The organism is Streptomyces flavofungini (genome assembly GCF_030388665.1).
Classification (GTDB): domain Bacteria; phylum Actinomycetota; class Actinomycetes; order Streptomycetales; family Streptomycetaceae; genus Streptomyces; species Streptomyces flavofungini_A.
Window position 1 is genome coordinate 6,377,894 of sequence record NZ_CP128846.1, and the last position, 15,116, is coordinate 6,393,009.

General features: G+C 70.6%; 9 protein-coding genes and 3 tRNA genes. 7 read left to right on the forward strand and 5 right to left on the reverse strand.

The window, feature by feature from the left end; translation table 11 throughout:
* Window positions 1–20: 20 nt before the first annotated feature.
* The 4 genes from QUY26_RS27075 to QUY26_RS27090 all read left to right on the forward strand — a co-directional run bounded on the left by QUY26_RS27075 (window position 21) and on the right by QUY26_RS27090 (window position 6,415).
* Complete coding sequence (locus QUY26_RS27075) at window positions 21–1,346, forward strand: deoxyguanosinetriphosphate triphosphohydrolase (RefSeq protein WP_289951068.1); 1,326 nt, start codon at window positions 21–23, stop codon at window positions 1,344–1,346.
* Window positions 1,347–1,510: 164 nt separating this feature from the next.
* On the forward strand, window positions 1,511–2,773 hold the full coding sequence (locus QUY26_RS27080; protein ID WP_289951070.1) for an NAD(P)/FAD-dependent oxidoreductase: 1,263 nt from the start codon (window positions 1,511–1,513) through the stop codon (window positions 2,771–2,773).
* Window positions 2,774–2,912: 139 nt separating this feature from the next.
* Window positions 2,913–4,820, forward strand: a complete 1,908-nt coding sequence (dnaG, locus tag QUY26_RS27085; protein WP_289951072.1) for a DNA primase — start codon at window positions 2,913–2,915, stop codon at window positions 4,818–4,820.
* Between the two features lie 308 nt (window positions 4,821–5,128).
* Window positions 5,129–6,415: an RNA polymerase sigma factor gene (locus QUY26_RS27090; RefSeq protein WP_289951075.1), complete on the forward strand. Its 1,287-nt coding sequence runs from the start codon at window positions 5,129–5,131 to the stop codon at window positions 6,413–6,415.
* A gap of 118 nt (window positions 6,416–6,533) precedes the next feature.
* On the opposite strand, the gene QUY26_RS27095 is transcribed toward QUY26_RS27090, so the two are convergent.
* From QUY26_RS27095 to QUY26_RS27110, 4 genes are all read right to left on the reverse strand, one after another.
* Window positions 6,534–8,483 (reverse strand): ABC transporter ATP-binding protein, encoded by a 1,950-nt coding sequence (locus QUY26_RS27095; protein WP_289951076.1) that lies wholly within the window; start codon window positions 8,481–8,483, stop codon window positions 6,534–6,536.
* 26 nt (window positions 8,484–8,509) lie between these two features.
* On the reverse strand, window positions 8,510–10,243 hold the full coding sequence (locus QUY26_RS27100) for an ABC transporter ATP-binding protein (protein ID WP_289951078.1): 1,734 nt from the start codon (window positions 10,241–10,243) through the stop codon (window positions 8,510–8,512).
* Window positions 10,244–10,492: 249 nt separating this feature from the next.
* Window positions 10,493–11,935, reverse strand: a complete 1,443-nt coding sequence (locus tag QUY26_RS27105; RefSeq protein ID WP_289951080.1) for an FGGY family carbohydrate kinase — start codon at window positions 11,933–11,935, stop codon at window positions 10,493–10,495.
* A gap of 126 nt (window positions 11,936–12,061) precedes the next feature.
* A complete protein-coding gene (locus QUY26_RS27110; protein WP_289951082.1) occupies window positions 12,062–12,361 on the reverse strand; it encodes a YtxH domain-containing protein in 300 nt (99 codons plus the stop codon).
* Window positions 12,362–12,528: 167 nt separating this feature from the next.
* Here QUY26_RS27110 and QUY26_RS27115 point away from each other — a divergent pair.
* The 3 genes from QUY26_RS27115 (at window position 12,529) to QUY26_RS27125 (ending at window position 12,995) form a co-directional block, all read left to right on the forward strand.
* Window positions 12,529–12,601: transfer RNA gene (locus tag QUY26_RS27115), tRNA-Asn, on the forward strand.
* A 5-nt stretch (window positions 12,602–12,606) separates the two neighbouring features.
* Window positions 12,607–12,679 (forward strand) — tRNA-Asn (locus QUY26_RS27120).
* A 242-nt stretch (window positions 12,680–12,921) separates the two neighbouring features.
* Window positions 12,922–12,995 (forward strand) — tRNA-Ile (locus tag QUY26_RS27125).
* A gap of 126 nt (window positions 12,996–13,121) precedes the next feature.
* On the opposite strand, the gene QUY26_RS27130 is transcribed toward QUY26_RS27125, so the two are convergent.
* Window positions 13,122–15,044 carry a site-specific integrase gene (locus QUY26_RS27130; protein ID WP_289951084.1) on the reverse strand — a complete coding sequence of 641 codons (1,923 nt, stop codon included), beginning with the start codon at window positions 15,042–15,044 and terminating at the stop codon, window positions 13,122–13,124.
* Between the last annotated feature and the right edge of the window lie 72 nt (window positions 15,045–15,116).

Genomic DNA, 15,116 nt, shown 5'->3' on the forward strand with positions numbered 1-15,116 from the left:
GTCCCGTCTACTGTCAGTCCATGGCAGGCACCGCACCGCACCCGCACACCGTTCTCTACGACGAGGCAGCCGTCGAGCGCTGGGCGCCCGAGCCGGACAAACGGCCGGGGCGCACGGACTTCCAGCGGGACCGGGCGCGGGTGCTGCACTCGGCGGCGCTGCGCAGGCTCGCGGGGAAGACGCAGGTGGTGACGCCGGGCACGAAGAGCCAGGAGTGGGACGCCAGCGCGCGGACGCGGCTGACGCACTCGCTGGAGTGCGCCCAGGTCGGCCGGGAGCTGGGCGCCGCGCTCGGGTGTGATCCGGACCTGGTGGAGACCGCGTGTCTCTCCCACGACCTGGGGCACCCGCCGTTCGGGCACAACGGCGAGCAGGCGCTGAACGAAGTCGCCCAAGGGTGCGGGGGGTTCGAGGGCAACGCCCAGTCGCTGCGGCTCCTGACGCGCATCGAGCCGAAGCGGTTCACCCGGGGAGGGCGCGACGGCGAGCTGATCAGCGTCGGCCTCAACCTCACGCGTGCCGCGCTGGACGCCGCCACCAAGTACCCGTGGCCGCGCGGCTCCCACCCCACCGACCCGTCGTCGGTGAAGTTCGGCGTGTACGAGGACGACCGGCCGGTGTTCGACTGGGTGCGCAAGGAGGCGCCCGCCCACCCGGGCTCCGGGCACCGCACCTGCTTCGAGGCGCAGATCATGGACTGGTCGGACGACGTCGCGTACTCGGTGCACGACGTCGAGGACGGCCTGCACGCCGGACACCTCGACCCGAACCTGCTGCACGCCGAACCCGAACGGCAGGACGTCTTCGCCGTCGCCATCGGCCGCTACGTACCCGAGGACACCGACCCCGAGGAGCTGGCCGAGGCCCTCGACCGGCTGCAGGAACAGCAGTGGTGGCCGCACGGGTACGACGGGTCGGCCGTCGCCCAGGCCCGGCTCAAGGACGCCACCAGCCAGCTCATCGGCCGGTTCTGCCTGGCCGCGGAGACCGCGACCAGGGAGCGGTACGGCACCGGACCGCTCACCCGCTACGCCGCCGAACTCGTCGTGCCCCGCGCGGCCCGCCTGGAGTGCGCGGTCCTCAAGGCCGTCGCGGACCGTTACGTGATGCAGCGCCCCGCCCAGGAGCGGCTCCGCGCCGACCAGCGCGTCATCGTCGCGGAACTCGCCGCCGCCCTCACCGCCCGCGCCCCCGAGGGCCTCGACCCGCAGTTCCGGGCGCTGTACGACGCGGCGACCGACGACCGCGCCGCCCAGCGCGTCGTCATCGACCAGATCGCCTCCCTCACGGACGCCGCCGCGCGGTCCTTGCACCTGCGGCTCACGGGCGGTCGTCCTGGGCAATGATCGGAGCAACCCATAAATTGAGGAGCCCGAACGGTGCGTAACCGGTTCCGCGCGAGCGGCGCCGGTTTAGGCGCAAAAGGGTGCCACAGGGCCGCGCACCCCCTTCCGCCATCACCCTCCGTGCGGGACGCTCCCATGAGCTGAAGGTTTCTAGGAGGCATCAAGTGGTCGACGCGGATCAGACGTTCGTCATCGTCGGAGGGGGCCTCGCGGGTGCGAAAGCGGCCGAGACGCTCCGGGCCGAGGGCTTCACCGGGCGGGTGATCCTCATCGGCGACGAGCGCGACCACCCCTATGAACGCCCGCCCCTGTCCAAGGGCTACCTGCTGGGCAAGGAGGACCGCGACAGCGTCTTCGTCCACGAACCCGCGTGGTACGCGCAGGCCGACGTCGAACTGCACCTCGGCCAGACCGTCGTCGCCATAGACCGCGCCGCGCACACCGTCCGCCTCGGCGACGGCACCGTCATCCGCTACGACAAGCTGCTCCTCGCCACCGGCGCCGAGCCACGCCGCCTGGACGTCCCCGGCACCGGCCTCGCGGGCGTGCACCACCTGCGCCGCCTCGCCCACGCCGACCGCCTCCGGCACGTCCTCGCCGCCCTCGGCCGCGACAACGGCCACCTGGTGATCGCGGGCGCGGGCTGGATCGGCCTCGAAGTCGCCGCCGCCGCGCGGGAGTACGGCGCGGAGGTCACCGTCGTCGAGCCCGAGCCGGCGCCGCTGCACGCCGTGCTCGGCCCCGAGATCGGCCAGATCTTCGCCGACCTGCACGCCGAGCACGGCGTCCGCTTCCACTTCGGCGCCCGCCTCACCGAGATCACGGGCCAGGACGGCATGGTCCTCGCCGCCCGCACCGACGACGGCGAGGAGCACCCGGCGCACGACGTGCTCGCCGCGATCGGCGCCGCGCCGCGCACGGCGCTCGCCGAGTCCGCGGGCCTGACCCTGGTGGACCGCTCGGACGGCGGCGGCATCGCCGTGGACACCTCCTTGCGCACCTCCGACCCCGACATCTACGCCGCCGGCGACGTGGCCGCCGTCCTCCACCCGCTCTTCGGCGTCCGCCTGCGCGTCGAGCACTGGGCGAACGCCCTCAACGGCGGGCCGGCCGCCGCCCGCGCCATGCTCGGCAAGGAGGTCACCTACGACCGCGTGCCGTACTTCTTCTCCGACCAGTACGACGTCGGTCTGGAGTACTCCGGCTGGGCGCCGCCCGGCTCGTACGACCAGGTGGTGATCCGCGGGGACGCGGGGAAGCGGGAGTTCATCGCGTTCTGGCTGCGCGAGGGGCAGGTCCTGGCCGGCCTGAACGTGAATGTGTGGGACGTCACGGAATCCATCCAGAACCTGATCAGGACCGGGGCCCGCCCCGACCCCGACACCCTCGCGGACCCGTCCCGCCCCCTGTCCGCCCTCCTGGGCTAGGCCTCGCGGGGGCGCCCCGGTCCCGCCCCTTCTCCGAGAACGGGGGCCGCGCCCTCTGGCCCCCCTGAGGGGCGGGACCGGGCGTCCCCGCGAGGGCACTGAGGACAGGCGTGTCCGCGCCGAGCCGTAGAATCTGGGCGTGGCTGGGCGGATCAATGACGAGGATGTGAAGGCGGTTCGGGACGCGGTCCCGATCGACGCCGTGGTGTCCGAATACCTCCAGCTGCGCAACGCCGGCGGCGGAAACCTCAAGGGCCTCTGCCCCTTCCACGACGAGAAGTCCCCGTCGTTCCAGGTCAGCCCCAGCAAGGGCCTGTTCCACTGCTTCGGCTGCCAGGAGGGCGGCGACACCCTCACCTTCGTGATGAAGGTCGACCACCTGACCTTCTCCGAGGCGGTGGAGCGCCTGGCCGCCAAGGCGGGCATCACGCTGCGCTACGAGGAGGGCGGGTACAACCCCTCGCACCAGCGAGGCGAACGCATCCGCCTGATCGAGGCCCACAAGGCGGCCACCGAGTTCTACATCGCCCAGCTGGAGAGCCCCGAGGCCGAGATCGGCCGCAAGTTCCTCGCGGAGCGCGGCTTCGACCAGGCCGCGGCGGCGCACTTCGGCGTGGGCTACAGCCCGGCGGGCTGGGACCACCTCACCCGCTTCCTGCGCGGCAAGGGCTTCACGGACAAGGAACTGCTGCTCTCCGGCCTCTCCCAGGAGTCCCGCCGCAACCCCATCGACCGCTTCCGGGGACGGCTGATGTGGCCGATCCGCGACATCGGCGGCGAGGTCGTCGGCTTCGGCGCCCGCAAGCTCCGCGACGACGACAACGGCCCGAAGTACCTGAACACGCCCGAGACCCCGATCTACAAGAAGTCCCAGGTCCTGTACGGCATCGACCTCGCCAAGAAGGACATCGCCAAGGCCAGCAGGGCCGTCGTCGTCGAGGGCTACACCGACGTCATGGCCTGCCACCTCGCGGGCGTCACCACGGCCATCGCGACCTGCGGCACGGCCTTCGGCGGCGACCACATCAAGATCCTGCGGCGCCTCCTCATGGACAACGGCTCGGCCCGCGTGATCTTCACCTTCGACGGCGACGCGGCCGGCCAGAAGGCGGCCCTGCGCGCCTTCGAGGACGACCAGAAGTTCGCCGCCGAGACGTACATCGCCATCGCGCCCGACGGCATGGACCCCTGCGACCTGCGGCTCGCCAAGGGCGACGAGGCGGTCGCCGACCTCGTCCAACCCCGCACCCCGCTGTTCGAGTTCGCGCTCCGCCAGATCGTCGCGCGCTACGACCTGGAGACCCCCGCGGGCCGCGCCGCCGCCCTGGACGAGGCGGCGCCCGTCGTCGCCCGCATCAAGAACACCGGCGCCCAGCACGAGGTCGCCGTGCAGCTCGCCGGCATGCTCGGCATCCTCGACACCCAGTTCGTCGTCAAGCGCGTGGCACAGCTCGCCCGCTGGGCCCGCGAGCGCGGCGGCAAGGGCCCCGCCCCGCAGCGCGGCACCGCCCCCCAGGGCCCCGCCCCCGCCGCCCCCCGGCAGGGCCACGCGGGTCCGGCCCTGAACCTCCGCAACCCCGTGTACGCCACCGAGCGCGAGCTCCTGAAGCTCGCCCTCCAGCACCCGGACCTGGTCTCCCCGGCCTTCGACGCGTACGGCGTCGACGAGTTCACCGCCGCGCCCTACGCCGCCGTGCGCCAGGCGATCCTCGACGCGGGCGGCGCCGAGTACGGCACCCAGGACCCGCAGGACTACTTGGTCCGGGTCCGCGACGCCGCCCCCGACGACGGGGTTCGCGCCATGGTCACGGAGCTGGCCGTCGAAGCGATCATGCGCCGCACCGTCGACGCGGCGTACGCGGGGGAGCAGCTGGTCACGGTCCGGCTGCGCGCGGTGGACCGGCGTGTCCGCGACGTCCAGGGCACCTTCGCCCGCCTCGCAGGAAGCCACGGCGACCCCGAGCAACTCTCCGCCGTCCAGAACGAGTTGTGGGTCCTGCAGCAGTACGGCCGCGCGCTCCGCGAGCGCGGCGCGGCGGCGCTCTGACCTGCCCCTCACCCGCCGCAGGGGCCATATCGGCCCGTCCGGCGCTGGAGGACGAGGCGCGGAGCGCCGATTCGGCGGGGGCCTGTCCCACCCGCCGGGGACGCCCGCCCGAGTCAGCCCGTCCGGCGCTTGAGGGCGAGCCGCGGAGCGCCGACAAGCGGGGGTCCAGGGGGCGCGGCCCCCGGTTTCGGAGAAGGGGCGGGACCGGGGCGCCCCGCGCGGGGTAACCGACCGGTCACGCACCGGACTCAAAAAGTCCCCGCACGCCCCTCGTGGCGGCCGTGTGTCGTACTCCACACTGGGTTGCGGTGCCTGAGTCCTCGGAGCGCGGCCGGCCCGCAGAAGCCAGCGGGTCCGACATTCCCGCGGTTCCACACATCGTGTTCGGGACGGACAGCGGCGAGGCCGTCGACCCCGGTCCCGCTGTACCGCTGCCGCCCCCCGCCGCAGCGATCACCCTGGAGGTCGCCCCCGTGCAGACCCAGACCCTCACCCAGACCGACACCGCCGCGCCCGCGGCCGCGACGGAGGACGTCGACATCATCGCGGCGGTCCCGCCGCAGGCCCCCGCGCCGCTCCACCCGGAACTGCCGGAGGCAGCCGAACAGGCCCCCGAGCAGCCGCCGGAGGAGGTCGTCGAGGTCGTCGAGGTACCGAGCCCCCGCAGCCGCGCCGACACCGGCGGCCCCTCCTCCGACCTGTTCCGCCAGTACCTGCGCGAGATCGGTCGGATACCGCTGCTCACCGCCGCCGAGGAGGTCGAGCTGGCGCGCAGCGTCGAGGCGGGCCTGTTCGCCGAGGAGAAACTGGCGGGCACCTCCGACCCGGACTCCCAGCTCGCCCTGGACCTGGACAAGCTGGTCGTGATGGGCCGGATGGCCAAGCGCCGCCTCATCGAGGCCAACCTGCGCCTGGTCGTCTCCGTCGCCAAGCGGTACGTGGGCCGCGGCCTGACCATGCTCGACCTGGTCCAGGAGGGCAACCTCGGCCTGATCAGGGCCGTGGAGAAGTTCGACTACGCCCGCGGCTACAAGTTCTCGACGTACGCGACCTGGTGGATCCGCCAGGCCATGTCCCGCGCCCTCGCCGACCAGGCCCGCACCATCCGCGTGCCCGTCCACGTCGTCGAGCTCATCAACAGGGTCGTACGCGTCCAGCGCCGCATGCTCCAGGAGCGCGGCTACGAACCGACCCCCGAAGAGGTCGCCGCCCACCTGGACCTGCCGCACGAGCGGGTCAGCGAGGTCCTGCGCCTCGCCCAGGAGCCCGTGTCGCTGCACGCGCCCGTGGGCGAGGAGGACGACGTCGCGCTCGGCGACCTCATCGAGGACGGCGACGCGGCCAGCCCCGTGGAGTCCGCGGCGTTCCTGCTCCTGCGCGAACACCTGGAGGCCGTGCTCTCCACCCTCGGCGAACGCGAACGCAAGGTCGTCCAACTCCGCTACGGCCTCGCGGACGGCCGCCCCCGCACCCTGGAGGAGATCGGCCGCATCTTCGGAGTGACCCGCGAACGCATCCGCCAGATCGAGTCCAAGACCCTCAACAAGCTGAGGGACCACGCGTTCGCGGATCAGCTGCGCGGCTACCTGGACTAGAGGGTTCGGCCTGTCGCTACGGCCAGGGGCGCGGGGCTCTGACGTGTGCGGCACCGCCGCGTGGGCGCGACCAGCCACGACGGACCGGCACACGCAGAACCCCGAAAGCCCGACGACCCTAGTCGACCTCAGCCACGGCCTGCGCGAACTGAGCCGCGTACAGCCGGGCATACGCCCCCTCCGCGGCCAGCAGCGCGTCATGCGTGCCCTGTTCCACGATCGCCCCGTCCTCCATCACCAGAATCGTGTCGGCGTCACGAATCGTCGAAAGACGGTGAGCGATGACGAACGACGTGCGCCCGTGCGCGAGCCGCGCCATCGCCTTCTGGATCAGCACCTCGGTCCGCGTGTCCACGGAACTCGTCGCCTCGTCGAGGACGAGGATCACCGGGTCGGAGAGGAACGCCCGCGCGATGGTGATGAGCTGCTTCTCACCCGCGCTGACCCCCGTGCCCTCGTCGTCGATGACGGTGTCGTACCCGTCGGGCAGCGTCCGGATGAACCGGTCGGCGTGCGCGGCCCGCGCGGCCTCCTCGACCTGCTCGCGCGAGACTCCCGCCCGTCTCCCGCCACCACCCTTGCCTGAGGCGCTGCGCGCCGCCCCTCCTGATGCGGCTCCGTACGCGATGTTCTCCGCGATGGTGCCGCCGAACAGCCAGGTGTCCTGGAGCACCATGCCGATGCCGCCGCGCAGTTCGTCGCGGGACATCCGGGCCACGTCGACTCCGTCGAGGGTGATGCGGCCGCCGGTGACCTCGTAGAACCGCATGAGCAGATTCACCAGTGTCGTCTTGCCCGCGCCGGTCGGTCCGACGATGGCGACGGTGTGCCCCGGCTCCACGACCAGCGACAGGTCCTCGATCAGCGGCTTGTCCTGCTCGTACCGGAAGGACACGTGCTGCATCTCCACGCGCCCGCGCGGGTCGACGGGACGCTCGCCCGGCACGGGGTCGGCGTCCTGCTCGTCGGCGTCGAGGAGTTCGAAGATCCGCTCGGCCGAGGCGACGCCGGACTGCACCAGGTTCGCCATGGAGGCGACCTGCGTCAGCGGCATCGAGAACTGCCGGGAGTACTGGATGAAGGCCTGCACGTCACCGATGGACAGGGCTCCCGAAGCCACCCGCAAGCCGCCCACCACGGCCACGAGGACGTAGTTCAGGTTCGACATGAAGAACATCAGCGGCTGCATGATGCCGCTGTTGAACTGTGCCTTGAACGACGCCTCGTACAGCGCGTCGTTGTGCTCCTCGAAGGCCTTCGCGGACTCCTCCTGGCGGCCGAAGACCTTCACCAGGGTGTGCCCGGTGTACATCTCCTCCACGTGCGCGTTCATCGCGCCCGTGGACTTCCACTGCTGCACGAACTGCGGCTGGGAGCGCTTGCCGACCTTCGTCGCCACGACGAACGACAGCGGCACCGTCACCAGCGCCACCAGGGCGAGCAGCGGGGAGATCCAGAACATCATCGCGAGCACGCCGACGATGGTCAGGAGGGAGTTGATGAGCTGGCCCATCGACTGCTGGAGCGTCTGGTTGATGTTGTCGATGTCGTTCGTGGCCCGGCTCAGGACCTCGCCGCGCTGCCGCTTGTCGAAGTACGACAGGGGCAGTCGCGACAGCTTCGCCTGCACGTCGCCGCGCAGCCGGAACACGGTCCGGTTGATGGCCCGGTTGGAGAGCCGCGTGGCCACCAGCATCATCAGGCCCGCCGCGAGGAACGCGCCCGTCGCGAGCAGGAGCACCGAGCCGACCGCGCCGAAGTCGATGCCGTCGCCCGGCGTGAAGTCGAGCCCGGAGAGCATGTCGGCCATGCCGCCGTCGCCGTGCTCGCGCAGCCGCTCGATGGCCTCGGCCTTCGACTCGCCCTCGGGCATGTCCCGGCCGACGATGCCCGCGAAGACCAGGTCGGTCGCGTGACCGAGGATCTTCGGGCCGAGCACGGACAGCGCGACGCTGATCACGCCGGCCGCGAGCATCCCGTACATCGTGACCCGCTCGGGCCGGAACTGCGCGAGCAGCCGCTTCCCCGACCCCTTGAAGTCCATGGACCGGGAGTCGGGCCCCATCATCGGTCCACCGATGCCACCAGGGGGCATTACGCGGCCTCCGCTTCCGTCAGCTGGGAGAGGACGATCTCCCGGTACGTCTCGTTGTCGTCCATCAGCTCGTGATGGCGGCCCGTGCCGACGACCCGGCCCTCGTCGAGGACCACGATGCGGTCGGCGTCACGGATGGTGGACACCCGCTGGGCGACGATCACGACGGTCGCCTCGTGGGTCTCTTCGGCGAGCGCGGCCCGCAGCGCCGCGTCGGTGGCGTAGTCGAGCGCGGAGAAGGAGTCGTCGAAGAGGTAGATCTCCGGCCGCTGCACCAGCGTCCGCGCGATGGACAGGCGCTGCCGCTGACCGCCGGACACATTGGAGCCGCCCTGCGCGATCGGCGCGTCGAGCCCCTCCGGGAGCCCTTCCACGAACTCCTTGGCCTGCGCCACCTCCAGGGCGTGCCACAGCTCCTCGTCCGTCGCGTCCGGATTGCCGTACCGCAGATTGCTCGCCACGGTCCCGGCGAACAGATACGGCTTCTGCGGTACGAGTCCGACGGTGCGGGCCAGCAGCGCGGGCTCGACGGTGGCCACGTCGACGCCGCCCACCAGGACCTCGCCCTCGGTCACGTCCGTCAGCCGCGGCACGAGGCCGAGCAGCGTCGACTTGCCGCTGCCCGTCGACCCGATCACGGCGGTCGTCTCGCCGGGGCGCGCGATGAGGTCGATGGCCTTGAGCACCGGCTCCTCGGCGCCCGGGTAGCGGAAGCCGGCGCCGCGCAGCTCCAGGTGGCCGTGGCCGCGCAGCTCCCGCACCGGCTCCGCTGGGGGCACCACGCTGGTGTCGGTGTCCAGGACCTCCTGGATCCGCTCGGCGCACACCTCGGCCCGCGGGATCATCATGAACATGAAGGTGGCCATCATCACGGACATGACGATCTGCATGAGATAGGCGAGGAACGCGGTGAGCGCGCCGATCTGCATGCCGCCGTCGTCGATGCGGTGCGCGCCGAACCAGACGACGGCGATCGACGACAGGTTCACCACCGTCATGACGATCGGGAACATGAACGCGAGCAGCTTGCCGGTGCTCACCGAGACCTCGGTCAGCTCGGCGTTGGCGCCCCGGAAGCGCTCCTTCTCGTAGGAGTCGCGGACGAAGGCGCGGATGACGCGGTTGCCGGTGATCTGCTCGCGAAGCACCCGGTTCACCGTGTCCAGGCGCTCCTGCATGGTGCGGAACAGCGGCCGCAGGCGGCGCACGATCACGCTGACGCTGATGCCGAGCACCGGCACCACGGCGAGCAGCACCGACGACAGCGGCACGTCGAGGCCGAGCGCCATCACGATGCCGCCGACGCACATGATCGGCGCCGACACCATCAGCGTGAACGCCATCAGCACGAGCATCTGGACCTGCTGGACGTCATTGGTCGTCCGCGTGATCAGCGTGGGCGCCCCGAACTGGCCGAGCTCCCGCGCGGAGAAGGACTGCACCCGGTCGAACACGGCGGCCCGGACGTCCCGGCCGACGGCCGACGCGGTGCGGGCGCCGTACAGGACGGCGCCGATGTTGCACGCCATCTGGCCCACGGTGACGGCCAGCATCAGGGCACCGAACGACAGGATGTAGCCGGTGTCCCCCTTGATGACACCGTTGTCGATGATGTCGGCGTTCAGGGTGGGGAGATAGAGCGAGGCGCAGGTCTGCAGGAACTGCAGGAGCACCAGCAAGGCGATGGGCTTCTTGTACGGACCCAGATGGGTCCGCAGGAGTCGTATGAGCACGCTCGTCTCTCGGCTGAGTCTCGGATGGGGGAGGCGTCGACGAAGTCGCCCACCATCCTGCGCCACCGCACCCGCCCTCGTGCAACCGATTAACCCATGACTCGGTCAAAAATCAGCCTTGGTAAAGAACTGGGCACACTGAACGCTTTGATTCCCTCACGCAGTGCTGCGGAATGCCCGATTCCGCAGCAAAACGGCCGACCCGGCCGAACGTTGCCGACGGGTCGGTGGCAATGGCTGGGGGACAGCTCAGGCGACCGGCGTCCCCGAGAACGCCCCCGGGTGCGCCTGCTCCCGCACCGTCACGTACTGCTGCCGCACCGCCTGCCCGACGGCCAGCTCCTCACCGGGCTCGAAGACCTGCGCGACCGCGCCCTGCCACAGCGGCAGCTGCCCGGTCAGCGCCCAGGCGGCCTGCCGCGCGGCACCGATCGCCGCGTAGTCCGCGGGCTGTACGACCACGACCTGCGTGCCGAACAGCATCGGCGCCATCGCCCGCACCGCGGGCAGGTCGGCGGCGGGGCCGAGCAGGAACACGCGCCGCACCTCGACGCCCCGCCCGCGCAGCACGTCGAGGGCGTCGCCGAGCCCGCACAGCATGCCCTCGAAGGCGGCGCGCGCCAGGTGCTCGGGCTTCATCGACTCGCGTCGAAGGCCGGTCAGGGTGCCCGCCGCGTGCGGCAGGCTCGGCGTCTTCTCGCCCTCCAGATAGGGCAGGAGCACGAGTCCGTGGGCGCCGGGCGTCGACTTCAGGGCCAGGTCGGAGAGCGCTTCGAGATCGGGCACGCCCAGCATCTCGGCGGTGCCGCGCAGCGTCCGCACGGCGTTGAGGGTGTGGACGACCGGCAGGTGCATGCCGGTGGCGTCGGCCAGCGAGGTGATCGTCCCGCTCGCGTCGACCAGCGCCTCGTGGTGCACCGCCATCACGGACCCGGAGGCGCCGAGCGAGACGACGGCGTCGCCCTGCCGCACCCCGAGCCCGAAGGCGGCGGCCATGGTCTCGCCGGTGCCGGCGGAGATCAGCAGCCCCTCCGGCGTCGTACCCGCGGCATCCGCCGGACCGATGACCTCCGGCAGCATCGCCTGGTGCCCGAGCGCGAGCTCCACCAGGTCCGGACGGTAGGAGCCGGTCGCCGCCGACCAGTACCCCGTACCCGAGGCCCCGCCCCGGTCGGTGCTGCGCCGCGCGGGCCGCCCGAGCAACTGCCACACCAGCCAGTCGTGGGCCTGCATCAGCATCTGGGTGCGCAGCGCGGCCTCCGGCTCGTGCCGGGCCAGCCAGCGCAGCTTCGTCACGGGCATCGGGGCCTGCGGTACGCAGCCCACGGCCTGGGCCCACGCCTGCCGGCCGCCGAGACCGTCGACGAGGTCGGCGGCGGCGACCTGGGCGCGCGGGTGGTTGCCGACGAGGGCGGGCCGGACCGTGTTGCCCTGCGAGTCGAGCGGCACCAGGGCGTGCTGCTGCGCGCACACGCCGATCGCCTGCACGCCTTCGAGCAGTCCACCGCCCGCGGCCTCACCGAGGGAGAGCAGCCAGGCCTGCGGGTCGACGTCCGTCGGTTTCCCGCCGCCCTCCGGAGTCTCCAGCGGATGCGGGGCATAGCCCTGCCTGAGTACGGCGCCCGTGTCGGCGTCACAGACCACGATGCGTGTGAATTCGGGCGAACTGTCCAACCCCGCGACTATCCCCATGCCGAGGATTCTGCCGCACAACGGACGATGCCCCGCACGGCTGTCCGTACGGGGCTCGTCGTCGCAGGTGACGCGCGGCGGAGCGCGCCCGGCGCACACCGGCCGCGCACGCTGCCGCCGACGCGGCTACGTGTTGCTGGTGCCCCAGTCGTCCTCCGCGCCCTGCCCGCGCTCGCGCAGCGACCGCACCCGGTCGGCCACGGAGTCCGGCATCCGGTCGCCGACCTTCTCCGACACCGAGTGGAAGGCCTTGCCCGCGACGCCCCGGCCCTGCTGGGCCGCGGACTCCACGGTGTTGCGGACGGCGGGGTTCTGGGAGATCTCACGAACCGATTTCTTCAGCTGCTCGTAACGCTCGCGTCCGGCCCGGGTCCCGAGCACGTACCCGAGAGCCAGACCTGCCACGAATGTGAGCCGGTAGCGCATGACGGCCACCCTTCCCTTGCCTCGACTGTCCCGACGTCGGTCGTGGGGGAACCGATTGGCGGAGCACCCCCCTGCTTGCGCTAATGTATGTGTCGCAGCAAGCGCACGCCGCCCGGGAATCCCCAGGTAGGTGACATTGTTGCAGTGACTCCGTCACCAAGAGTCATTCCCCTGTAGCTCAATTGGCAGAGCAGCCGGCTGTTAACCGGCAGGTTACTGGTTCGAGTCCAGTCGGGGGAGCGCGGTCTCCTGTAGCTCAATTGGCAGAGCAGCCGGCTGTTAACCGGCAGGTTACTGGTTCGAGTCCAGTCGGGAGAGCTGTCCGAGAGGGCCCCTGAAGCGTCCGTCCACGACGCCCCCGGGGCCCTCTCGCATACCCGGACCCCTCCGGGACCCACCCCCAACGATCCCTCGTACGTGCTTGTTTCGCCCCCGGTGGAACCACGCGGGCCGCAACGGGGTCCTCATGGTCGTGCATAGCCGACCAGCCGGAGCAGGAGATCGTATGAGCGGCTATGCTGCGGCAGACGGCGCGCACAAATGTGCGCGACGCGCCGTTAGGGGCGGTAGCTCAGCCGGTTAGAGCAGCGGACTCATAATCCGTCGGTCGAGGGTTCGAGTCCCTCCCGCCCCACTCCGCACTTTGTGCGAAGAATCGTTCTGACCAGCATCTTTGCTGGTCGGGGCGATGTCCGAGGGGTCCTGGCGGCTCTTGCTCGATCAAGATTTCATGATCGGCAGGACAAATTCGGGACGCGCGTCAAGCTGCGGGACGCAGACTCTCGTTCGGGTCGTCTTCTGGGACGCTCCGCCCTCTCTCAGGGGCCTCGATCTGATGGCTAGCGTCCTGCTCGGGGCGCTGAGGCCGGACGAAGTTCTCAACGTCGCGCCCTGCGGGCCGGGCGATGAAGAACCTCAGCAGAGCGAAGTAGGGGCGCTGCTCTTCGGAGTACTGGTTGGAGTGGTCCTCCACGCGCAGCACCTCGTAGCTGTTGCTGGCGCAGTGCTCGCTGATCCACTTGATCGCGGCGTCGCTGGTCTGGTCCGGGCCCTTACTCACGGCGCGGATCTCGCCCAGGACGTCGCCGTCGTGCCGGAGCTTGGCGCCGACGGACCATTTGCCTCCGGTGTACCGGGAGCCGTGGACGTAGAGCACGGCGACGTCGTCCCGGAAGGCTTCCTCGGGGACCTTCAGCCGCTGCTGTTCCTGGTACGGCACGTTGCGCGGGACGACTGCCAGGGTGGACTCCGCCTCGGCGCGCATCAGCTCGGGCAGGACGCTGGTGTACGTGTCGGAGGTGATCTGGCGTGAGGAGTGCCCCAGCCTTTCCTGGACCGTCTTGATGTCGTTCTTGGCGAGCAGCGAGAGGGTCGCGGAGATGTGGCGGAGGTCGTGAAGGCGCACAGGAGGGAGCCCGGACAGTTCCACCAGCCGCTGGAAGCGTCGACTGATCCAGTCAGGGTGAAGCGGCGCTCCGTTCTCCTGGGTGAAGACGCAGCCGGACTCTTGCCAGGCTTCCACTTCGGCCCACTGTTCGCGCTCCTGGTCCTGCTGGATGCGCCACGCGGTGAGGACTCTCCCTGATTCCTCGGTCAGGGTGTTCATGCGGACGCTGTCGGCCTTGGGGGCTTCGCCGTACAGCCGGTAGGCCACTTCGACGATCTGTGCGGAGATCCGCAGGGTGAGCGCCGTCGTGCTGACCTCCGTCCAGGGCAGGGCGGCCACCTCGCCGCGCCGCGGCCCGATGAACGTGAACGTGTGCCACATCGCGTACAGCCGGTCGTCTCGGACGAAGTCCAGGAAGGCGCCGGTCTGCTCCGCCGTCCAGACCATGACCGGCCCCGGCTTCACGCCTGTGCGCTTCCACTCCTCGACGCGTTCGGGCGTCCACACGAGGGGCTTGGGCCGCTTGATCGGCGGCAGCTCGATGAGTGAGGCCAGGTTGGTCGCGTACTCCTGCCTCTTGATCCCGTTGTTCAGGAACGAGCTGAGAGTTGCGTTGATGCGGTGTAGCGTCGCCGCGCTGGTGATCTTCCGCTTGCCCATGCGACCCTCGCGGAGGGCCGCGTTGGCCTTCAGGTAAGCCCGCCGTGCTTCGCGGCGCTCCTGCTGCTTCCCAGCGGCTCGAACCCAGGCCGTGTGGGCGGCGTCGCGTTTCAGCTCCAGCTCGACCACCTTGGCGTGGTGGAGCAGCCGCTCGGCGTTCTCCCGTTCGATGGCGTCGTACATCGCCTCGATGTGCCGGAGCTTGAGGTCACGTCGCTTGATGTGGCCCAGGTGCGGTTCGAGGTAGAGCTTGATGTGCTCCTCGTAGCCGTGCCGGGTGGTGCGGGCCAGGTTCCTCTTGCGCTTGAGCCAGGCGTGCAGATCCTCGCCGACCGTTGTCTTGCTCATGACGTCGGCGCCGCCGGTGGCCTGGAGGTAGATCTCCTCGGCCTTCTTCTTCGCATCGTCCTTCTTGGCGAAGCCGCCACGGCGGACACGCTGCCGCGTCCCGCCCTCGCCGGCTTCGAGCTCGAAGTAGAAGTACCAGGTGCCGTGGCCCTTCTGTTCGAGCTTGGGGCAGGTGGCGCCGATCTTGCGCTTCTTGGGTCTTCCGTTCGCCAGGAGTATCGGCGAGCCGTCATCGTCGAGGACGGCTTCCTGGCAGGCGCATTGCCGTGAGTAGCTGGGGTCGAACAAGGGTCCCCCTCCGTAGCTTTTCACTTGTGGACGTTCTGTGACGGTCCTTGTTGGACCACGCCCTTATCTTGC